Here is a 21,001-nt window from a genome sequence, read left to right as displayed (position 1 = left end):
ATCGTATAAAGGCTCGCAATCTAAAATTTAACACTGAGCCTTAATTTGAGGAGGTAAATATGATATCAGCAGGTGAATTTCGCAAAGGCGTAACTTTTGTAATGGACGGAGACGTCTATCAAATTTTAGATTTCCAACACGTTAAACCGGGTAAAGGTGCAGCCTTTGTAAGCACAAAGATTAGAAATGTTGTAAAGGGTGGAACTCGTGAAATGAACTTCAACCCGACAGAAAGATTTGAAAAAGCAAATATTGAAACAAAAGAAATGCAATACTTATATCAAGACGGGGATTTGTATTATTTCATGGACACAGAAACATATGAACAACTTCCGCTTGGACACGATGAAGTAGAAGAAGCTTTACAATTTATTCGTGAAAACGACAATGTTCTTGTAAGATTCTTTGAAGGAAAACCTTTTGAAGTTGAAGCACCTAACTTTGTTGAACTTGAAGTTACACACACTGAACCGGGACTAAAAGGCGATACATCAGGAAGTGCATCAAAGCCGGCAACTGTTGAAACAGGATATACTTTACAAGTTCCGTTATTTGTAGATAACGGTGACATAATTAAAATTGATACACGTTCAGGAGAATATTTATCAAGAGTATAGGAGGTTAATTAAATGCAAGATTTAGTTAAAAAGGTTGCATATTTAAAAGGATTGGCTGAAGGATTTAAACTTGATGAATCGAAAGACGAAAACAAGTTGTTATTTGGAATTCTCGATTGTCTTGAAATGGTTTCAGATGAAATAAATATTCTTCAAACAGATTTCAATCAATTGGAAGAATATGTAAATATGGTTGATGACGATTTGTCAGATCTCGAAATGATTTTTGAAAATGATGATATTTGGGATGATGACGATTTCGATGACGACGATTTCGATGACGACGATGATTCCTATGCTGATTACAGCGATGATTGGTTGGACGATTGGGACGAAGACCAAGACGATGACGACGAGGACGATGATTTTTAAGGAGAGATTGATATGGATAACAGTATTCGCATAGGTGAAGGCAAAGTTACAATTACTGAAAATGTAATTGGGAATATTGCAATTATTGCTGCAGAAGAAATAGAAGGGGTCTCTAAAATCACTAAAAATGTCACTGCAACAATTACAGATATTTTTTCTAAAACTAAACAAGCCCAAGGCGTAAAAGTTGAATCGACTGAAGGTGAGGTAGTTATTGAAATATCATTAGAATTGGTTTATGGTTCTATGATTGAAGAAGTGTCCAGAAAGGTGCAATCTAACATTAAATTGAATGTTGAAAGTATGACAGGTCTTAATGTTAGGGAGGTCAACGTTATTATTACAGGCCTCACCGTAGACAAGAATGCTTTAGATAAGAAAAATTAATTCTTAGAATACTATAGACTGACTCAAATTAGATATTATCTTTTGAGTTGGTCTATTTTTTATAGAGGTAAAAATGGATAGAATTTTACAACGTGAACTTGCAGTAAAAGTATTATACGCAATGGATTTGCAAAATGATTATAGTGAAAATATTTTTAATAATTTAATAGAAAACGAAGGCTTTGAAGTTGATAAATTGCCGTTTACATGTGAGCTTGTAAATGGCTTTAAAGATAATTATTTTAAAATAAATTTTATAATAGAAGAAAACAGCGAAAATTATCCGATGTCAAAACTTCCACAAATAGATATTTCTATAATTCGAATTGCTCTGACTGAAATTTATATTTTAAATCAGCCGTATCAGGTCGCTATAAATGAAGCTGTGGAAATTTCAAAGAAGTATTCTGACGAACTAAATTATAAATTTATTAATTCGTTTTTAGGAAATATTGTTAGGACAGATAATGCGTAGTTTTTCTGTAAGCGAGATAAATAAATATATAAAAACAATTGTATTTAGTGATATTTTCCTTCAAAATGTTAAAGTCGAGGGGGAAGTTTGCGCTTTTAAAGAGCCATCAAAGAGCGGCAATTTATATTTTGAGATAAAAGATTCCGATTCGAGAATAAAATGTCTTCTTTTTGATATGTATGAACAATTTTCAGAAGTTCCTTTTAAAGAAGGGGATTTAGTAACTCTAGTTGGAAAGATTGATGTTTATGAAAAAAACGGCACATATCAGTTGATTGTAAATAATATTTCTATTGACGGAGAGGGTTCTCTATATAAAAAATTTTTGGATTTAAAAGAAAAGCTTTCGGATGAAGGTGTTTTTGAATTAACCAAAAGACCGATTCCTACTTATCCTAAGAAGATTGGAATTATTACATCTGACAGAGGAGCGGCTATTAACGATGTTTTAAATACGATAAAGAGGAGATATCCTTTTGTCAAGCTATTATTGTATTCTGTACAAGTTCAGGGAATTAATGCTGTTAGAGATATTATAGAAGCATTTGATTATTTTGACGAGACGAATGTAGATATTGTTCTTTTGACAAGGGGAGGCGGAAGTTACGAGGAGCTTTCTGTTTTTAACGATGAATCGCTCGCAAGAAGAATTGTAAAGAGCAAACATCCGACTGTTTCCGCAATCGGGCACGCCGAGGATTTTTTTATCAGTGATTTTTGCGCTGATAAGAGATGCGATACACCAACGGCTTCTGCTGAAGAACTGACTCCTGATATAAGAGAGGTTAGACGCCAAAACAAAGAACTTAACGATAAACTGAACGCTCAAATGGAAAGGGCTCTAAAAAATGAATCCAGGCTTTCAAATTTGATTGAGAAAAATATTGCACAGCTAAGTCCTAAAAATAAATTTTACAAACTTCAAGATTTAATGCACGCAACGAACAAAAGACTGGATATAATAATAAAAGGCGCAATAAATAAAGAAAAGAATAATTTGTCTTTCTATTTGGATTCGTTCAAGGGAGAAATCTCAAAGAAAATTGACGAGGGTGTTAATTTGCTTGAAGGATATGAATACAGAAGTGAGTCTTCGATAAAATTTAGAATCGAAAAGGATAAGCTAAGACTCGATTCTCTTCAAAAGAGACTTTCTTCGAGTGATTTAAATAAATTGTTTGCAAGAGGTTTTTCTGTTACTTATAATGACAAAGATATTCTTCTAAAAGATTTGAAGGAAATTAATGTTGGCGATATAATTTACACAAGAGTTGGAGACAGGACCATTGTTTCCAAGATTACGGAGGTTATAGACTAATGGCGAAGGAACAAAATAAAGATTTTTCATATGAGAAATCCATTGAAAGGATTAATGAACTGCTCGACAAAATGGAAAACGACGATATTTCTTTAAGTGAGAATATGGAATATTTTAAAGAGGCTAAGTCTCTTATAAAATTGTGCAATGAATATTTATCGAATATGGAAAAAGAATTTGAAGTGATAGTTGCAAACGATTATAAGGAAAACGAGCTTCAAGATGAAGATTTAGATTTTAATTCGGACGAATTTTAAAAATGAATAAAGTAATTTTAAAATATAGCTCAAATATAGAGTCTTTTGAAAGTTATCTACAAAAATATATTGATTCAAAAGAATATCTCTCAAGAGAATTGAAAGATTCCATAAATTATTCAATCTTTAGAGGTGGAAAAAGGATAAGACCGATTTTTGCTTTTTTGACTGCACAGTCTTTAAATTTTGAGCCTATTAAAATCTATCATTTTGCTTCCGTGATTGAACTTATACACAATTATAGCCTTGTTCACGATGATTTACCCGAGATGGATAATGATGATTATAGAAGAGGCAAGGAAAGCACACACAAAAAGTATGGAAATATGATTGGATTATTGGCGGGAGACGCGCTTCTTAGTCTTGCGAGTGAAATGGCTTTTGAGGACGATTTTAATTCAGGGAAAAATGAAAAAATAGAGGCCTATAAATTTATTTTTAATATGGCGGGATCATCCGGCATGATTGACGGGCAAGCTTTTGAAAACAGCGCTAAAACTATAGACGATTATAAAAATGTCATCATCAAAAAGACGGCTAATTTGTTCAGAGCCTCTATTACAGGAACGGCAAAATATCTTGGCGCAGGAAGAAAGACTATAGATAAACTTGACGAACTTGCACTTTTAATTGGTGAATCATTTCAAATATTAGATGACTTTACGGACCATGAGAATGATGAGTTTTATAAAAAACACGATATAAATATTTTGAATCTTATAAATGATAAAAAAACAAATATAAAGGCTTTACTTAATGATTTGTCGAACGAAATTGATACTTCTTATTTTGATGAGCTTGTCAATTATTTGTTTTCTGAAGAATATATAAAAAATGAGGCTTGATCTTTATTTAAGCACCGAAAATGAGATGACTCGCTCGAAAGCAAAGGACCTTATAAAGCGAGGCAGAGTTTCGGTCGATGATAATATAATAGAAAAGCCTTCATTTGATGTTACAGATAAAAACATTATAAAAATCATTGATGAGGAAAATATATATGTAAGTCGAGCCGGCATTAAACTCGAAGCTGCAATTTTAAACTTCGATGTAGATTTGCATGAAAAAAGCTGCCTTGACATTGGCTCAAGTACGGGCGGTTTTACGGAATGTCTTATAAGATTTGGCGCTAAAGAGGTCTACAGTGTAGACGTCGGCAAGGACCAATTCCATGAAAGTCTTAAAGGGATTGATAAAATTCATCTTTTCGAAGAAACTGATATAAGAGATTTTTCAAAGAAAGGCTTAGTTTTTGATATAATTGTATGTGATGTGAGTTTTATTTCAATTGAAGCAATTATTGACGATATTGCAAAAATGAGCAAAGAAAATACTGAAGTTATAGTTTTAATAAAACCTCAATTCGAGGTCGGAAGAAAAGGCGTAAGTAAAAGAGGTATTGTTTTGGATCCGTCAAAACATTTAAAGGCTATAGAGAATGTAAAAAATGCGTTTGATATGCATGGATTTAAGTTTTGTGGTATAATAGAATCACCAATAAAAGGGAAAGCCGGCAACAAGGAATTTCTTGCAAGGTTTCAAATGTAGTTCATTGGAGGGTGCGGATGCTTTTAAATTTAAAAATTAATAATTTTGCACTTATTAAAGAATCGGATATTATGTTCACGAAAGGACTCAATATTCTTTCGGGTGAAACAGGCGCCGGTAAAAGTATAATCTTCGAAGCTTTGTCAGTTGCTTTGGGAGAAAGAGCAAGTAAATCTATGATAAAAACCGGAACGGATCATTCCGTTATCGAAGCGGTATTTAGTTTAACAGATGAGCTAAAATCTCTATTGAGTGAAAAGGGGCTTATCAGTGACATAGATGAAGAAACGGTGATAATAAGAAGAGATATTTATCTTGATTATCCGACTGTTTCGAGGATAAACGGTTTTTCAGCAACGCTTGCCGACTTAAAGGAGATAAGCGCATATTTATGTGACATTTATGGTCAATATGAGCATCAATTGCTGCTCGACAAGGACAACTATCTTTCAATTATAAATAAAGCGACAAGAATAGAGTATAATCACGAATATGACAAGCTTGAGAACGAATTAAAGGATATTTTTATTGAGATTAAGGATTTGACGAGCTCCCTTAAAAACTTTCTCGAAAAGAGCAGTAATTTAGATTCAGAAATTGACTTTTTAGAATTTCAAATTAATGAGATAAATGAGATAAACCCTGTTCCGGGAGAGATGGACGAAATCAAAGATGAACTTAAAAAACTTCAAAATCAGGAATTGATTCAAGAAACTCTTTCGAATGTTGATAACAACTTGAGAGGAAGCGATGAACAGTTTGAAAACAATGACGTTCTTGCAAAGCTTGGTGAGTCTATCAATAATCTTGAAAGGATTTCAAATTATATGTCCGATGTTGGCGGTTTGATTGAAAGAATGAAGACATCAATGTATGAATTGGAAGATATTTCAAGTGTCATTTCAAGCTATATCGGAACGGATTATGACGAGTCAAGAATTGAGGAGTTGAGTCTTAGGCTTTCGAAGCTTCAAATGCTTGAAAAAAAGTACGCCACGGATATTGATGGTGTATTATATAAGAAAGAAAAGCTTGAACTTGAATTAAATGATTTAAAATATTTGGATGAAAGAATCCAAGAAGTAAGGGACAAGATTAAGCTTAAAGAAGACGAATACAATGTTGTCGCAAATAAGATTTCAAATTTAAGAAAAAATGCGGCGGAAAAGCTTGAGAAAAATCTTTCGGATGAACTTCATGAACTCGATATGCAAAACAGCGTGTTCAAGGTCGAGTTCAGCGTTTCAAAACCGACAGAAAAAGGAATTGACGATGTTGAATTTTTAGCAAAAACAAATAAGGGTTCGTCTTTTAAACCTATAAGAGAGATTATTTCAGGTGGTGAAATGTCGCGCTTTATGCTTGCATTTAAGAATGTTTTATCGGATGCAAATAATTATAAAACTTTTGTATTTGATGAAATCGATGCAGGTCTATCCGGGAAAGTTGCAAACACGGTCGGTAAGCGGTTGGAAAAATTGGCTGAAAAACGCCAAGTTTTAATTATTAGTCATTTGCCGCAAATTATAAGCAAGGCTGACAGCCACTATAAGATAACAAAAAAAGATATCGGTGATGAAACGGTTTCTTCTATAAAGAAATTGAATGAAAATGAAAGAGTTGAAGAGATTGCAAGACTTTTGAGCGGAGACACTATAACTTCTGAAACTCTTAAAAATGCAAAGTTATTGTTGGATGAAAAGAGGTAATATAATGGATTATACTGAAACGACTATTAAGTCTGAAAATATTTATGATGGAAAAATTATTAATTTAAGGGTTGATTCTGTTGAGCTTCCAAATAGAAAATATTCAAAAAGGGAAGTCGTGGTTCACGGTGACGTTGCTGCCATTATAGCTATCAGAAACAATAAAATTGTTTTGCTTAAACATTTCAGAAAGCCGGTCGAAGAAATTCTTATAGAAATTCCGGCGGGGGGTGTTATGAAAGGTGAAACTCCTATTGATGCTGCCGCTCGTGAACTTGAAGAAGAAACAGGGCTAGTTGCAAAGAATTTAAATTATTTAATTATGTCTTACTCAAGTCCGGGATATACAACAGAAAAAATGCATTTCTTTATAAGTGATGAAATTGAGGTTTCAGAAAAAGAAAGGGATGAAGAGGCAATCGAAGTTTTCGAAATGACTCTTGAGGAGATGAAAGAAAAAATTGATAGTCTCGAAATTAAAGATGCAAAAACTATAATGGCATACTTTTTAGCAAAAGAGTATATTGATGAGAATAACTGATATAATTTCAAAAAAGAGAGACTCTCTTGAACTTACAAAAGATGAACTTGATTATTTTGTAGGCGAAGTTGTTCATAATAATGTTCCGGATTATCAAATTTCTGCTTTTCTTATGGCAACATATTTAAACGGGATGACTGCGGATGAAGCATCCAACCTAACAAATGCAATGGTTGAAACAGGAGAGGTTTTGGATATTGAAGGAGTTTCAAAATTTTCTTTCGATAAACATTCAACAGGTGGCGTTGGAGATAAAATCACATTGATTTTAGTTCCGATAATTGCATCGCTCGGTATTCCGGTTGTGAAAATGAGTGGGAGAGGACTTGGTATAACGGGCGGAACTCTTGATAAACTCGAGAGCATTCCGGGATTTAATATACATCTTTCAAATGAGGAAATATTAAAACAGTCAAAAGATGTAGGCGCCGTTATTTGTGCACAAACATCATGTTTGGCACCGTCTGATAAAATATTCTACGAGCTCAGAGATGTTACTGCAACCATTGACAGCATTCCGCTTATCGCGTCATCAATAATGTCGAAAAAATTGGCTATAAAAAATAAAGCGCTTATTATTGACTTAAAAGTCGGCAAAGGCGCATTTATGAAAAATATTGAGGATGCGAGAAAACTTGCAAACTTAATGAAAGATATTGCAATAAAACATGGTAGAGAATGTAAAATTCTTTTGAGTGATATGGATAGTCCTATCGGATATACGGTTGGAAATTCCCTTGAGGTTATAGAAGCTATTGAAGTATTATCCGGCAAGAGCAAGTCGAGTTCTTATGAAATTACAAAGTCTATAGCAGTAGAGGTTTTGGGACTACTTAAAAACATATCCAAAATGGAAGCCGAAAGAATGATTGATGATACTATTTCAAGCGGAAAAGCTTTTGAGAAATTTAAAGAACTTGTCAAGTCGCAAGGCGGAGATGTTTCGTATATAGAAGACACTTCAAAATTTAATCTTTCTAAAATTGCGGTTCAAGTAAAAGCGGAGTCGAGCGGATATGTTTATTATGATGCATTAAAATTTGGAGAAATTTCATTAATTTCCGGTGCAGGCAGAGAGAAAAAAGAAGACGAGATTGACTATGGAGCAGGCATATATTTCAACAAGACAAACGGAGAGAAAGTAGAGAGCGGAGATATCTTGTTCACTATATATTCAAACCGAGACAAAAATGAAATTTTGAATGAAATTGAAGGCTCTTATAAAATTTCAGAGTCGATTATAGAAGAAAAAATAATCTATGAGGTGATTTAATGTTTGACAAAACATTTTTAATAAGTATGGTAGCGCTTTTGGTTGCTATCGTTTTGCACGAGTTGGCACACGGACTTGTCGCATATTTTTTTGGAGATGACACGGCGAAAAGGTCCGGAAGGCTCACCTTAAATCCATTTAAACATCTTGATATATTTGGACTTATCAGTCTTTTTGTATTTAAATTCGGATGGGCGAATCCGGTTCCTGTTGACACGGGAAAACTGAAGAATTACAATGTCGGAATGTTTTTTGTAAGCATTGCAGGGATAGCAACAAACTTTATATTGGCATTTGTAACTGCAAAAATTGCAAAGGATATATCATTTAGCAGCGAAATAATAAGAGATTTTGTTTTTTATTTTATTGTTTATAATCTAAATCTTGCATTCTTCAATTTAATTCCACTGCCACCACTCGATGGATCTAATATTATTTTGTCTTTTTTTCCAGAACATACAGCTTATGAAGTGCATAGATACAATAGATATACGCAACTTATACTGCTTGTATTAATCATTTCCGGGGCAGTTTCAAAATTCCTTGGAATGGTTATTCAACCTGTATTTTTGTGGATGGTATCATGAATTCCATAGATATAAATATTGAAACATATAGCGGTCCGTTCGATTTATTACTGGACTTAATAAGAAAAAATAAAATTGATATCTATGATATTCCGATAAATGAGATTACATCGCAATATCTTGATTATTTGAGTAAAGCGTCGGCTTTAAATATTGAAATTCGAGTTGAGTTTTTATATTTGGCGGCAACTCTAATAAATATAAAAACAAAAATGTTACTGCCGAAAGATGTTGATGACGATGAAAATCTTCAGTCCGATCTTGTCGAGCAATTGATTTTGTATAGTAAATTTAAATTTCAATCCGAAGTTTTAAGAAAGCTTTACGATAAAAACAAGCTGAGTTTTACAAGATATACAGATTTGAATTCGTTTGATATAGGGACGGATTTTAAAGTTGTTGGAAGCACTTATAGACTAAATAGTTCTATTAATAGGCTATTAAACGGGTCATTTGAGGATGAGTCTTCAGACTCGCAGACTGTAATTTTTAAAGACAAGTACAAAGTAGATAATCTGGCTCAGTCAATTATAGAAGACATAAATAAATTGAGTAAACTCGATTTTAGCAAAGTAGTCAATAAAAAGGAAAAGAATTTTATAATAACGGCATTTTTGGCGGTGCTTGAGCTTTTGAACCAAGGGAAAATTAACTTTTATCAGGAAGAAAATTTTTCAGACATATATTTGGAGAAGAAATAATGGACGATGTATATTTAAAAAACTCTATAGAAGCTTTGATTTTTGCTTGGGGGGATCCGATTGAAGTTAAGGAAATCGCCAATTTTTTTGAGGTCGAGATTTCAAAAGTTAATAAAATTATAGAAGAATTAAAAACGGATTATCGCGAGAGAGGAATAAGACTTCAAGTGGCAGGCGGATTGGTTACATTCAGCACAAATCCGGAATATGGAGAGTCTATAAAATCATTCGGGATTCAAGTATTGAAGAAAAATATTACAGAGGCAAATATGGAGACACTTTCTGTTATTGCATACTTAGGACCGACGACTAAAGCAGTTGTCGACAATGTAAGAGGAGTTAATTCCGACGGTTCGATCCAAAATCTTTTAAAAAATGAACTTATATATGAAGTTGGACGATTAAAAGCGCCGGGAAAGCCATTTGTATATAAAGTGACCGATAAATTTTTAATGACTTTTAATATTGAGAGTCTAGCTGATTTGCCGCCATTAATGGACAGGGACGAGATAAAGGAAAAGCTAAAATTCACAGAAATAAAAGATGAAGATATAGATTTTATGCTTGACGATGAAGAGGAAGAATAGATATGAGTGAGATGAGAATAAATAAATATATTGCAGCGTGCGGATACGCATCAAGGAGGAAAGCTGACGAGCTTGTAGAAAAGGGACTTGTCACTGTTAATGGCAAGGTGATTGATGAGCCGGGTTTTATGGTTGATGTTGAAAATGATGCTGTAAAAGTTAAAAATAAATTATTAAAAATTCAAAATGCGGATTTATATTATGTTTTGAATAAGCCGCTCAATTACTTATCTTCAAATCAAGATCCTCATTCTAAAAATTTGGCAAGGAATCTGATTCATTACAAAGGGCATTTGTTTAGTGTTGGGCGTTTGGACAGTGATACTTCAGGACTTCTAATTTATACGAATGACGGAGACTTTGCAAATATAATGACACATCCTTCGTATAATATAAAAAAGAGATATGAAGTAATATTAAATGGATATTTAAAAGATGATATTAAAGAATCTATTGAGGAAGGCGTCTCTTTAGAAGACGGCAAGACGAAAAAATGCAGAATAGAGATTAAGAAAAGAACCTCGAACTCAACAAGGCTTCATATAATTATTTCCGAAGGTAAAAACAGGCAAATAAGAAGAATGTTTGAGAAGTTCGGTTTTACAGTTGTTGAGTTAAAAAGACTTACTCATGGTAGAATTGCTCTTGGAGAAGTCAAGGAAGGGAAATATAGAGTTTTTACAAATGATGAACTTGCATATGTAGATGAACTAAAACGCAAACATTTATAGGTGGAACATGGAAAATAACAATTTAGAAAAAATAATAGATATTCATTATTCGAAATTGAGTAGAATGCAAAGAAGAATAGCTGATTTTCTTCTAAATTCTTCAGACATTCCACTTGATATGACAGGGAAGCATCTTTCAAAAATGCTAAACATCAGTGAATCTACCGTTGTGCGATTTGCGCAAACTATTGGACTTACAGGATATCCGGAGCTGGTTCTTTTAATAAATGAATATATAAAGAGTACAAGGACTTCGATTGAAAGGCTTTCGTTAAATAACGAAGAAAGAAAAGTTGATGGAAATTTAATTTCAATTGACGAGGAGATTGCAGCACTGCGAAAAGTAAGAGAGCATATAACAAATGAAGAGATAAACCGTGTTTCGAACGAGTTAAACAATGCAAACAGGATTTTTATATTAGGTTGCCGGACGTCTCATTATCTTGCTTCTTATTTTAATTTTTATTTAAGTCTTATAAAAAAGAATGTGTTCCTTTTGGGAGAAAAAGAAACTACTATCATTGAGGAATTGGTTGATATAGAGGAAAATGATATTGTCTTTACAATAAGTTTTCCAAGATATACAAGAGCTTTGAACGATATTTTTAAATATGTAAGTTCAAAAGGAGCAAAACTTATTTTGCTGACAGATAGTGAGAACAATCCACTTGTAAAATTTTCTGATATAAATCTTATAGTGCAAAATAATATTTTATTTTTTGTGGACTCGCTTGTTGTTCCGATGGCTGTAATAAATTCTATAATTATCGATTTGAGTTTAAAGAACAAGCAAAAAACTATAAATTCACTCACAAATATGGAGCTTATTTGGAAAACATATAATATATTTGAAAGCAGTAAAGAAAATGAATGATTATAAAAATATTATAATTGGTGCAGGAGCGGCAGGACTTTTTTTGTCGGCTCTTTTAAATAACAGAAATACTCTTGTTTTAGAAAAAAATCCATATCCAGGTAAAAAGTTAAATATTACCGGGAAAGGTAGATGCAATATCACAAATAATTGCTCTAAGGAGGATATTTTTTTAGAGATTTTTACAAATGAAAAATTTGTTTATTCGGCTATAAGTGATTTTGACAACAAAATGACTGTTGATTTTTTCAACGATAGAAATTTAAAAACAAAAGTCGAAAGGGGAGGAAGAATTTTTCCTATAAGTGATAGAGCAAGAGATGTGACCGATTGCCTTTATAAAAACAACGAATGTATTTTTAAATTTAACAAATGCGTGAAAAAAATTGAAAAATTCGGGGAAAAGTTTATAATATTAACGGATAAGGAAAAATATACTTGTGAGAATCTTGTGGTTGCAACTGGTGGATTGAGTTATCCTACAACCGGTTCAACAGGTGATGGATATGAATTTTTAAAATCGTTCGGTCACACAATAATCGAGCCGAAACCGGCGCTTGTCGGAGTTGAGACGGACTCAAAGTTTAAAGAAAAGCTTATGGGTATTTCTTTAAAAAATATTGAATTTAAATTGATTCGAAAGAGAAAAGTGATAAAATCAGAGTTTGGGGAGGCTTTATTCACGCATTATGGACTGAGTGGTCCAACAATTCTTCGCCTAAGTCCTTTTGTAAAAAAAGGAGATGTTTTAAGTTTAGATCTTAAACCGGCACTTAGCGATGAAAAGCTACAAAATCGCATTCAAAGAGATTTGGACGAAGCAAGCACGAAAATGATTAAAAACTCTTTAAACCATCTTTTGCTTTCTAATATGGTTGAGCCGATTCTTGAACTTTCAAATATAGACATGGGAAAAAACTCAAATATTATAACTAAAGAAGAAAGACAAAGGCTTTCGAATGTTATTAAGAATATGAAGTTTAATGTGACCGCGAGAAGACCGATAAATGAGGCGATAATAACCGATGGTGGTGTTAAGGTTTCGGAGATAAATCCAAAAACAATGGAGTCAAAACTTGTGGATAATTTGTTTGTTATTGGTGAACTATTGGACGTAGCCGCAAACACCGGTGGGTATAATTTGCAAATTGCATTCAGTACGGCATATAAAGCTTATTTATATTTGGAGGGTTGAAATGATAGCTATAAGAGGAGCCACAACAATTGAAAACGACACTGAAGAAGAAGTTTTAAGTGCGTCAAAAGAGTTGATTGAGAAAATTGTAAAAAGAAATTCTCTCAATGAAAAAGATATTATTTCAATTATAACGACATGCACAAAAGATATAAGGGCGGCATATCCGGGTCCGGGAATCAGGGCGGCAAATATAGATGTTCCGATTCTTTCGATGCAGGAGATGGATGTAGAAGGTTCGCTTAAACATTGTATAAGATTTATAATACATGCTGAAATAAACGCTGTTCCGAAACATGTATATTTAAAGAGAGCTGTCGGACTACGGCCGGATTATAAGGAGGATAAATAATATGATTATAACACTTGATGGACCTTCCGGTTCAGGTAAAAGCACATTGGCAAAAAGACTTGCAAAAGTTATGAATTTTACACACATCGACTCCGGCTCTATTTACAGAGCTATCGCATATTATTTTATTACGAACGGAGTTACCTCTGATAATTATGAAAAAAGTTTAGAAGATATAAACATCAGTTATTCGAAAAACGGAGTTATGCTTGACGGGAAGAGGCTTAAATCCGAAATCAGAACTGTTGATGTGACGGAACTTAGCAGCAAAATTGCAACTTATCCTTTTGTAAGAAATTATGTAGACAATATTATTAAGGAAATTGCCGCCAATACGTCAGTTGTAGTTGACGGAAGAGACATTGGAAGTAGTGTTTTGCCTAATGCGGATTTTAAGTTTTATATAGAAGCAGATATACAGAAAAGAGCAGCGCGAAGAATTCTTCAAATAAAAAGAAAGAATCCGGAATCTGACATTGTGGTTTCCGAGGTGCGAGAAGATTTAAAAATCAGGGATGATAGGGACAAGAACAGAGAGTACAGTCCTCTTTGTATTCCGGAGAATGCAATTATAATTGATACTACAAACGATTCTGTAAAGGAATCGCTTCAAAAAATCACAAGAATAATTAGGGGTCTTGATTAAATGAAAGTTATAGTTTGGATTGTTAGAACTTTTGTTAAAATATTTTTTAGAATAGAACTTCACGATATGGATAGAATTCCATCAGAAGGAAGAGTTATAATTTGTCCAAATCACAAATCAAATTGGGACTCGGTTTTTTTGTATTTATTTTCACCACGTCACATACATTTTTTGGCAAAGAAAGAGCTATTTAATAACAAATTATTAGCAAAAATTTTATATTCGCAAGATGTTATACCTGTCGACAGGGAAAAGCCGAGTCTAGCAACTATTAAAAAATGTATAGAAGTTTTGGAAAATGACGAAGTTTTAGGGATTTTTCCGCAGGGGACAAGACTTGAAGAGCTTCGTGAGAGCGATGTAAAAAGTGGTGTTGCTTTAATTGCGTTTAAAGCCAATTCAAATGTTTTGCCTGTAAAGATTGTTTCGACTTATAGGATATTTTCTAAAGTGGATATTTATTTTGGAGAAGAACTTGAGCCGAAATTAGATGAAAGTTTATCTCAAAAAGAAAATTATGACGCTTGGAGTAGAGAAATAATCAGACACATTAAGGAGCTTGGATAATGAAAGTAGTTGTAGCCAAAGAACTTGGCTTTTGTTTTGGTGTAAAAAGAGCATATGAGCTTGCAGTATCAAATGCATCTTCAAAAACTGCAATCATTGGACAACTTGTTCACAATCAAGATGTTCAAAATAATTTGTATGAACATGGAATAAAAGATTTTGAAGAAAATTGCAGTTGCGATAAGATTATTTTGCGAAGCCATGGCACAATAAAAGAAGAAAAAGAAGAATTATCGAAAAGATATGAACTTATTGACACAACTTGTCCTATTTTATTAAATATTTATAATAAAATGATTGAAAAAGAAGAGGAAGGCTACACAAATATTATTTTTGGAGATCCGAATCATCCGGAAGTTATTGCTACAAAATCTCAGGTGAAGAATTGTATTGTAATAGATTCACCGGAACAAATTGAAAGCTTAAAAGAGGATTTATATTTTGTTACAATGCAGACGACTTTAAATTATGATAAAGCTGATTTATTAACTAAGGTGATTTGTGACAAATTCGGAAACAAAGTTAAAGTTTTTAATTCAATATGTGGAGCATCTTCTAAAAGACGTAAAAGTTTGATAGAGTTGATGGATGAAGTTGAAGCTATTATAATATTAGGCTCCGAGAACTCAAACAACACGAAGGAGCTTTGCAATATTTTAAAAGAAAAAAATTTTCCATATTATTTTGCAAATGATGTTTTTTCGCTTGATTTATCTTCGATTTCAATGTATAATAGTATTGGAATCTCAGCCGGGGCATCTACTCCGGACTGGATTATTAAGGAGGCTGTTAGAGTGTTAAACGACATTAATAACAAAGATAGTATTGATCTCGGTGAGAACAATGTAGCTTCGGATAAGATAGTTGCAAAAAATGACCCAATAGAGAATCATGAATCTAATAAAACAGATGCAAATATTCCATCTAAAGACACAGTAACAGATTCTTTTAACCACAATGAAAAAGGAGAGTCAACTATGATTAACGAAAACGAAAAAGTTTCAACCGAAACAACAGAAAATGCGTCTAACAATGCAGTCAACGAACAAGACCACGCCGAAATGATGGCAAAGATTGATGATACATTCACACGTATCAAAAGAGGACAAATTGTCCCAGGCACTGTACTTTACGTAACTGAAAGTCAAATTATGGTTAATATTAACTATAGATCTGACGGAATTATTGACAGAGATGAACTACCAACAGATCTAACCGATCCAAGAACAGAATACAAGGCTGGAGACGAAATCGATGTTTACATTGTTAAAGTCGATGACGGTGAAGGCAATGTAGTTTTGAGTCTAAGAAGAATCAAAGATGTTCAAGCTTGGAATGAGTTAGAGGAAAAGTTTGAAGCAAAAGAGCCGATTGAAGTTTTTGTAAAAGAACAAACAAAAGGCGGATTAATCGTTGAGTATAAGGGTGCGCGTGCATTTATGCCTGCAAGCCATTCTTTTGATAGATTTAGAAGAGATTTATCAAGTCTTGTTGGTGAGACTGTAAAAGTTGAAATTATAGATTTTGATAAATCTAAGAGACGTTGCGTTGTTTCAAGAAGAGAATTGGAAAAAGCTAGAATTCAAAAAGAACAAGATGAATTTTGGTCAGGTGTTGAAGAAGGTCAATTAAGAAAGGGCAAAGTTATGCGCTTGACTAACTTCGGTGCTTTCGTAGACCTCGGAGGCGTTGACGGATTAATTCACATAACTGATTTAGCTTGGAACAGAGTAAGAGATCCAAAAGAAGTTTTGAGCGTAGGCGATGAAGTTGAAGTTTTAGTATTAGGATTTGATAGAGAAAAGAATCGTATTTCATTAGGACTAAAACAAACAACCGAAGATCCATGGGAAGTATTCAAGAAGAATAACAAAGTCGGAGATGTAGTAAAAGGAACAGTTGTTTCTATGCCGGAATTTGGTGCTTTCGTAAGATTAGCCGAAGGAATTGATGGACTTATCCATATTTCACAAATTTGCAGAGAACACATTGAAAAACCTTCTGATATCTTGAACATGGGACAAGAAGTTGAAGCAAAGATTACAGACATCAAAGATAATCAAAAGATTTCATTGAGCATCCGTGCTTTAACCGAACCTGAAGAAGAAAAACGCGAAAGAAAACCAAGAAGAGAAAGAGCACCTAGAAAGTCATTTGATGACAATAGAAAAGAAGAAAAGGTTGATACAAATCCTATCGACAATCCATTGATTGATAGCGAAATTCTTGGAGAATTAAAAAAGATGGCTTTAAATTTAGATGACAACGCATCAGAAGGCGAAGCTACAGAAAATAGCGAAGAATAAATTTTAACGAATTTAATAAAATGAATAGCTGCCTTTTTGGCAGCTTTATTCTTATTTAAGGGTGATTTACATTGAAAGAAAAGTATATTATAAAAACATACGGCTGTCAGATGAACGAGCATGATTCTGAAATTTTAAAATATGATTTGGAAGATATGGGATATGAGCCGACGGATGAAGTTGATGATGCAAAAATTATTATTTTTAATACATGTGCAATTAGAAAAAATGCAGAAAATAAAGTATACGGAAATTTAGGGTGGCTCAAGGGCAACGAAAAGTATTATGACAAAATAATTTGTATTTGCGGTTGCATGATGCAATCTGAAGAAATTCGAAATGAAATATTAGCTAAATTTAAAAATGTAAAAATTATATTCGGAACAAATAATATAGATAATTTTAGAAATTTACTTGAAAAACATCTCAAAACCGGAGAAAGAATTGTTGAAGTTCTAGAAAAAAATGAATATACCGATAAAACTTTTGATGCAGTCAGACCTTTTAAATATAAGTCATTTGTAAATATTACTTATGGATGCAATAATTTTTGCACATATTGCATTGTGCCTTATACAAGAGGTAGAGAGACTTCAAGGACTGTGGAAGATATAGTTGATGAGGTTAAGTTTTTGGTTCAAGACGGTGTGAAAGAAGTTATGCTTCTTGGACAAAATGTAAATTCGTATGGCAAAACTTTGACGCCTAGAAGAAGTTTTACTGAGCTTCTTATAGAGCTTAATAAGATTAGAGATTTAAAGAGAATAAGATTTATGACTCCGCATCCGAGAGATATAACGGATGATTTTTTGGAGCTGTATGGAAAACTTGACAAGCTTATGCCCCAACTCCATCTTCCGATTCAGTCAGGCTCGGACAAGGTTTTAAAAGATATGAACAGGCACTATGACACTGAAAAATATATGTATATTGTAGACAAGGTGAAAAAGATTAGACCTGATATTTCGCTATCGACAGACATTATTGTTGGATATCCGACGGAGACGGAAGAAGATTTTGAAAAGACTTTGGATATTGTAAAAAAGGTTAGATACGACAGTGCATTTACATTTATTTTCAGCCCAAGGCCAAACACACCTGCTGCAAAGCTAAAAGAAATAGATGAGAACATTGTTAAAGATAGATTCAATAGATTGACCGATTTGATGAATAGTATTCAGCTCGAAAATCATGAAGGTACAATTGGAAATCGATATGAGATTTTGGTTGAATCATACAATGAGAGAGAGCACACTCTCGAGGGTAGAAATCCTTATGGACGCCTTGTCGTTTTTGATGGGGACAGGGAAGATATCGGAAAAATTGTTGAGGTAGAAATAGAGAAGATTAACACTTTTACAAGTTTTGGACGGATGGTTTAATGAGTTTATTTGAAAGCATAGACAAAGAAAAGTTAACGCCGATGATGAGGCAATATGCATCCATAAAAGATCAGGCATTGGATTCTATTTTGATGTATAGAATCGGTGATTTTTATGAAATGTTTTTTGACGATGCAATAGAAGCTTCGAGAGTTTTGGGGCTTGCTCTCACCGGAAGGGACTGCGGTCTTGAGGAGAGAGCGCCGATGTGTGGAGTGCCGCATCACGCATCGCTTACTTATGTAAAAAAGTTAATAGAAAACAATTACAAGGTCGCAATTTGCGAGCAATTGGAAGAGCCCGGACAAGGGAAGGCGCTTGTCGAAAGAGGTATAATAAAAATTTATACTCCGGGCACTATAATAGATACGGAGTATTTATCTGATGACGACAACAATTTTTTGGCTTCGATTTATGTCGACGATAATATTTCGATTGCATATGCTGATATTTCGACCGGGGAGCTTTATGTTTCGAATGATTTTGTGTTTGATTCTTTTAAGAGTATTTATGATGAAATAATGAGAATTCATCCGAAAGAAATTATTGTAAATGACGTTAAGTTATATTCAAAATTCAAAGAGCTCGGTTATTATACAGTTCTTAAAAATGAAGTTCCAAATTTTGAGGAAATTAAAGAAAAGATTTCCGAATTTACAGGAATAGATTATAGTGTGCACAAAAATGCCGGCAATTTAAAATTGTCAATTTTAAATTTATTTAAATATTTATTTGAAAATAAAAATGTAAATTTAAAACATATAGACAATATTATTTCGTATGACATTTCAAAATATCTTGAGCTCGACGAGAGCGCTATAAGAAATCTTGAGCTTTCAAAAAATATTACCGACAACACGAAGAAGGGGAGTCTACTTTCGATTTTGGACAAGACTATAACTTCTAAAGGTGCAAGAAGACTCAAGGCTATTATTGAAAGACCGTTAAAAGATATTCGCGAGATATCGTATAGACAAAATGTCGTGGAAGTTTTTTACAACAATCCCATTGAAGCGGAAACTATTAAAAATTTATTATCAAATACTTTCGATATAGAAAGAATTGTGTCAAAGATTTCTGAAAAATCCGCTTCACCACAAGATTTGTTGAATCTAAAAGAGACGCTTCGAATCATTCCGCTTATTAAAGATGAAATCTCGGCTCTCGGCTCAGAGTCTATGAAAAGGCTCTCGGACCTGGATGAACACAAAGAGATTTATACAAAACTTAAAGATGCAATAGCTGATGAACCGTCTATGTCAATAAATGACGGGTATGTCATTAGACACGGATACAACAGCGAACTCGACGAAATAAGAGACGACAGGACCGAAATTACCGACAAACTTATAAATTACGAAAATGAGCTTAGAGCAAAGACTGATATAAAAACTTTAAGGATAAAATACAATAAACTTGCCGGATATTATATCGAGGTTTCGAAGGGACAAACGGACAAGGTTTCTGATGAGTTTGAAAGAACTCAGACTTTAAAGAATGCAGAACGATATAAGACAAAAAAGCTTAGGGAGATTGAATACAATGTATTAAACTCCTCAAGCATTGCGCTTGCACTTGAAAAAACCATATATTTCGAGATGTTGGATTCATTTATGGAGTTCATTCCATCTTTGAAGAAACTTGCATTTGACCTTGCGGAAATTGACGTTTATATTGCTCTTAGTACCGTTGCAAGAGAAAACAGGTATGTTAGACCGAAATTCAACACCGAGTCGAAAATTGAGCTTGTTAACGCAAGACATCCGGTTATTGAAATGATGAACAATTTGGAAGAGTTTATTCCGAATGATGTGAATTTAAATATGCTCGACAGAGTTGCGATAATAACGGGACCTAATATGAGCGGTAAGTCCACATATATGAGAATGGTTGCGATTATACAGATAATGGCACAAATAGGCTCGTTTATTCCTGCGGATTCAGGTGATTTGAGTGTTGTGGATAAAATATTTACTAGAATTGGCGCAAGCGACTCACTTTACTCCGGAAAGTCGACATTTATGGTTGAAATGAGCGAAGTTAGTTATATATTAAAAAATGCTACAAAAAATTCACTTATAATTTTGGATGAAGTCGGCAGAGGAACGAGCACGTTTGACGGAATGGCAATTGCGAAAGCGGTCGTTTTATATATAACCGATAGAGTTAAAGCTTTCACTTTATTTTCAACGCACTATCAGGAATTGTCCAATCTGGAAGCGCTTTCAAATATCATTTTTAATCTTACGCTTAAAATTAAAGAAGAGGGAAATGACATAATGTTTTTGAGAAAAGTCACACCGGGCATAACGTCAAAGAGTTATGGTATTCATGTTGCAAAACTTGCAGGACTGCCGGATGAAGTTATTTCAAAAGCACGGAAATTCCAGAAGGATGCGGAAATAAATTATAGAAACGGAAAACAGGTCGATTTCTTAAACAACAGCTATGAGGAAGAACCGGCTGCGGTTGACAATTCACTTAGAGACTATATTTTGAGTCTTGATATAAATTCGATGACACCGATTGATGCAATGATGGAAATAAATAATATTATTAAAAAAGCGAAGGAATAA

Annotated in this window: 23 protein-coding genes; all 23 read left to right on the top strand. The window is 33.5% G+C overall.

Annotated elements, in window-relative coordinates; genetic code table 11:
* Positions 1 to 59: 59 nt before the first annotated feature.
* The 23 genes from efp to mutS all read left to right on the top strand — a co-directional run bounded on the left by efp (position 60) and on the right by mutS (position 21,001).
* On the top strand, positions 60 to 617 hold the full coding sequence (gene efp / locus SPI61_RS01620) for an elongation factor P (protein WP_321136402.1): 558 nt from the start codon (positions 60 to 62) through the stop codon (positions 615 to 617).
* A 12-nt stretch (positions 618 to 629) separates the two neighbouring features.
* On the top strand, positions 630 to 989 hold the full coding sequence (locus SPI61_RS01615) for a CD1247 N-terminal domain-containing protein (protein ID WP_321136401.1): 360 nt from the start codon (positions 630 to 632) through the stop codon (positions 987 to 989).
* 12 nt (positions 990 to 1,001) lie between these two features.
* Positions 1,002 to 1,376, top strand: coding sequence for an Asp23/Gls24 family envelope stress response protein (locus SPI61_RS01610; protein WP_321136400.1), 375 nt, complete (start codon positions 1,002 to 1,004; stop codon positions 1,374 to 1,376).
* A 73-nt stretch (positions 1,377 to 1,449) separates the two neighbouring features.
* Positions 1,450 to 1,851, top strand: coding sequence for a transcription antitermination factor NusB (gene nusB, locus SPI61_RS01605; protein WP_321136399.1), 402 nt, complete (start codon positions 1,450 to 1,452; stop codon positions 1,849 to 1,851).
* On the top strand, positions 1,844 to 3,169 hold the full coding sequence (gene xseA, locus SPI61_RS01600; protein ID WP_321136398.1) for an exodeoxyribonuclease VII large subunit: 1,326 nt from the start codon (positions 1,844 to 1,846) through the stop codon (positions 3,167 to 3,169). The genes nusB and xseA overlap by 8 nt, the downstream gene beginning before the upstream one ends.
* Positions 3,169 to 3,426, top strand: a complete 258-nt coding sequence (gene xseB, locus SPI61_RS01595) for an exodeoxyribonuclease VII small subunit (protein ID WP_321136397.1) — start codon at positions 3,169 to 3,171, stop codon at positions 3,424 to 3,426. The genes xseA and xseB overlap by 1 nt, the downstream gene beginning before the upstream one ends.
* 2 nt (positions 3,427 to 3,428) lie before the next feature.
* Entirely contained in the window at positions 3,429 to 4,271 is an 843-nt protein-coding gene (locus SPI61_RS01590; RefSeq protein WP_321136396.1) for a polyprenyl synthetase family protein, read from the top strand.
* A complete protein-coding gene (locus SPI61_RS01585) occupies positions 4,261 to 4,974 on the top strand; it encodes a TlyA family RNA methyltransferase (protein ID WP_321136395.1) in 714 nt (237 codons plus the stop codon). Before SPI61_RS01590 ends, SPI61_RS01585 begins: the two co-directional genes overlap by 11 nt.
* A 17-nt stretch (positions 4,975 to 4,991) precedes the next feature.
* The gene (gene recN, locus SPI61_RS01580; RefSeq protein ID WP_321136394.1) at positions 4,992 to 6,683 is read left to right on the top strand and encodes a DNA repair protein RecN; all 1,692 of its coding nucleotides are present in this window, start codon (positions 4,992 to 4,994) and stop codon (positions 6,681 to 6,683) included.
* 4 nt (positions 6,684 to 6,687) lie between these two features.
* A complete protein-coding gene (locus tag SPI61_RS01575) occupies positions 6,688 to 7,224 on the top strand; it encodes an NUDIX hydrolase (RefSeq protein WP_321136393.1) in 537 nt (178 codons plus the stop codon).
* Positions 7,211 to 8,497, top strand: a complete 1,287-nt coding sequence (locus SPI61_RS01570; RefSeq protein WP_321136392.1) for a thymidine phosphorylase — start codon at positions 7,211 to 7,213, stop codon at positions 8,495 to 8,497. Before SPI61_RS01575 ends, SPI61_RS01570 begins: the two co-directional genes overlap by 14 nt.
* The gene (locus SPI61_RS01565; protein ID WP_321136391.1) at positions 8,497 to 9,084 is read left to right on the top strand and encodes a site-2 protease family protein; all 588 of its coding nucleotides are present in this window, start codon (positions 8,497 to 8,499) and stop codon (positions 9,082 to 9,084) included. Before SPI61_RS01570 ends, SPI61_RS01565 begins: the two co-directional genes overlap by 1 nt.
* Positions 9,081 to 9,785, top strand: coding sequence for a segregation and condensation protein A (locus SPI61_RS01560; protein ID WP_321136390.1), 705 nt, complete (start codon positions 9,081 to 9,083; stop codon positions 9,783 to 9,785). Before SPI61_RS01565 ends, SPI61_RS01560 begins: the two co-directional genes overlap by 4 nt.
* Complete coding sequence (gene scpB / locus SPI61_RS01555; protein WP_321136389.1) at positions 9,785 to 10,372, top strand: SMC-Scp complex subunit ScpB; 588 nt, start codon at positions 9,785 to 9,787, stop codon at positions 10,370 to 10,372. Before SPI61_RS01560 ends, scpB begins: the two co-directional genes overlap by 1 nt.
* 2 nt (positions 10,373 to 10,374) lie before the next feature.
* On the top strand, positions 10,375 to 11,103 hold the full coding sequence (locus SPI61_RS01550) for a pseudouridine synthase (protein ID WP_321136388.1): 729 nt from the start codon (positions 10,375 to 10,377) through the stop codon (positions 11,101 to 11,103).
* Positions 11,104 to 11,110: 7 nt separating this feature from the next.
* Complete coding sequence (locus SPI61_RS01545; RefSeq protein WP_321136387.1) at positions 11,111 to 11,977, top strand: MurR/RpiR family transcriptional regulator; 867 nt, start codon at positions 11,111 to 11,113, stop codon at positions 11,975 to 11,977.
* The gene (locus SPI61_RS01540; protein ID WP_321136386.1) at positions 11,970 to 13,172 is read left to right on the top strand and encodes an NAD(P)/FAD-dependent oxidoreductase; all 1,203 of its coding nucleotides are present in this window, start codon (positions 11,970 to 11,972) and stop codon (positions 13,170 to 13,172) included. The genes SPI61_RS01545 and SPI61_RS01540 overlap by 8 nt, the downstream gene beginning before the upstream one ends.
* Position 13,173: 1 nt before the next feature.
* A complete protein-coding gene (gene aroH / locus SPI61_RS01535) occupies positions 13,174 to 13,524 on the top strand; it encodes a chorismate mutase (RefSeq protein ID WP_321136385.1) in 351 nt (116 codons plus the stop codon).
* A 1-nt stretch (position 13,525) separates the two neighbouring features.
* Positions 13,526 to 14,170: a (d)CMP kinase gene (gene cmk, locus SPI61_RS01530; protein WP_321136384.1), complete on the top strand. Its 645-nt coding sequence runs from the start codon at positions 13,526 to 13,528 to the stop codon at positions 14,168 to 14,170.
* Positions 14,171 to 14,737 carry a lysophospholipid acyltransferase family protein gene (locus tag SPI61_RS01525; RefSeq protein ID WP_321136383.1) on the top strand — a complete coding sequence of 189 codons (567 nt, stop codon included), beginning with the start codon at positions 14,171 to 14,173 and terminating at the stop codon, positions 14,735 to 14,737.
* The gene (gene rpsA / locus SPI61_RS01520; RefSeq protein ID WP_321136382.1) at positions 14,737 to 17,043 is read left to right on the top strand and encodes a 30S ribosomal protein S1; all 2,307 of its coding nucleotides are present in this window, start codon (positions 14,737 to 14,739) and stop codon (positions 17,041 to 17,043) included. The genes SPI61_RS01525 and rpsA overlap by 1 nt, the downstream gene beginning before the upstream one ends.
* A gap of 71 nt (positions 17,044 to 17,114) precedes the next feature.
* Positions 17,115 to 18,425 carry a tRNA (N6-isopentenyl adenosine(37)-C2)-methylthiotransferase MiaB gene (gene miaB / locus SPI61_RS01515; RefSeq protein ID WP_321136381.1) on the top strand — a complete coding sequence of 437 codons (1,311 nt, stop codon included), beginning with the start codon at positions 17,115 to 17,117 and terminating at the stop codon, positions 18,423 to 18,425.
* A complete protein-coding gene (gene mutS, locus SPI61_RS01510) occupies positions 18,425 to 21,001 on the top strand; it encodes a DNA mismatch repair protein MutS (RefSeq protein WP_321136380.1) in 2,577 nt (858 codons plus the stop codon). Before miaB ends, mutS begins: the two co-directional genes overlap by 1 nt.

This window comes from Ezakiella sp. (genome assembly GCF_034180565.1).
GTDB lineage: Bacteria > Bacillota > Clostridia > Tissierellales > Peptoniphilaceae > Ezakiella.
Note: the sequence above shows the minus strand (reverse complement) of the source record. Positions and strands in the feature narration are given on the sequence as shown.

Coding starts and splice junctions, on each gene's coding strand:
- SPI61_RS01550 (WP_321136388.1), top strand. CDS start 10,375: ATGAGTGAGATGAGAATAAATAAATATATTGCAGCGTGCGGATACGCA.
- SPI61_RS01570 (WP_321136392.1), top strand. CDS start 7,211: ATGAGAATAACTGATATAATTTCAAAAAAGAGAGACTCTCTTGAACTT.
- SPI61_RS01610 (WP_321136400.1), top strand. CDS start 1,002: ATGGATAACAGTATTCGCATAGGTGAAGGCAAAGTTACAATTACTGAA.
- cmk (WP_321136384.1), top strand. CDS start 13,526: ATGATTATAACACTTGATGGACCTTCCGGTTCAGGTAAAAGCACATTG.
- SPI61_RS01540 (WP_321136386.1), top strand. CDS start 11,970: ATGAATGATTATAAAAATATTATAATTGGTGCAGGAGCGGCAGGACTT.
- rpsA (WP_321136382.1), top strand. CDS start 14,737: ATGAAAGTAGTTGTAGCCAAAGAACTTGGCTTTTGTTTTGGTGTAAAA.
- nusB (WP_321136399.1), top strand. CDS start 1,450: ATGGATAGAATTTTACAACGTGAACTTGCAGTAAAAGTATTATACGCA.
- SPI61_RS01575 (WP_321136393.1), top strand. CDS start 6,688: ATGGATTATACTGAAACGACTATTAAGTCTGAAAATATTTATGATGGA.
- SPI61_RS01565 (WP_321136391.1), top strand. CDS start 8,497: ATGTTTGACAAAACATTTTTAATAAGTATGGTAGCGCTTTTGGTTGCT.
- SPI61_RS01590 (WP_321136396.1), top strand. CDS start 3,429: ATGAATAAAGTAATTTTAAAATATAGCTCAAATATAGAGTCTTTTGAA.
- mutS (WP_321136380.1), top strand. CDS start 18,425: ATGAGTTTATTTGAAAGCATAGACAAAGAAAAGTTAACGCCGATGATG.
- SPI61_RS01615 (WP_321136401.1), top strand. CDS start 630: ATGCAAGATTTAGTTAAAAAGGTTGCATATTTAAAAGGATTGGCTGAA.
- aroH (WP_321136385.1), top strand. CDS start 13,174: ATGATAGCTATAAGAGGAGCCACAACAATTGAAAACGACACTGAAGAA.
- efp (WP_321136402.1), top strand. CDS start 60: ATGATATCAGCAGGTGAATTTCGCAAAGGCGTAACTTTTGTAATGGAC.
- SPI61_RS01560 (WP_321136390.1), top strand. CDS start 9,081: ATGAATTCCATAGATATAAATATTGAAACATATAGCGGTCCGTTCGAT.
- SPI61_RS01525 (WP_321136383.1), top strand. CDS start 14,171: ATGAAAGTTATAGTTTGGATTGTTAGAACTTTTGTTAAAATATTTTTT.
- recN (WP_321136394.1), top strand. CDS start 4,992: ATGCTTTTAAATTTAAAAATTAATAATTTTGCACTTATTAAAGAATCG.
- SPI61_RS01585 (WP_321136395.1), top strand. CDS start 4,261: ATGAGGCTTGATCTTTATTTAAGCACCGAAAATGAGATGACTCGCTCG.
- xseB (WP_321136397.1), top strand. CDS start 3,169: ATGGCGAAGGAACAAAATAAAGATTTTTCATATGAGAAATCCATTGAA.
- SPI61_RS01545 (WP_321136387.1), top strand. CDS start 11,111: ATGGAAAATAACAATTTAGAAAAAATAATAGATATTCATTATTCGAAA.
- scpB (WP_321136389.1), top strand. CDS start 9,785: ATGGACGATGTATATTTAAAAAACTCTATAGAAGCTTTGATTTTTGCT.
- xseA (WP_321136398.1), top strand. CDS start 1,844: ATGCGTAGTTTTTCTGTAAGCGAGATAAATAAATATATAAAAACAATT.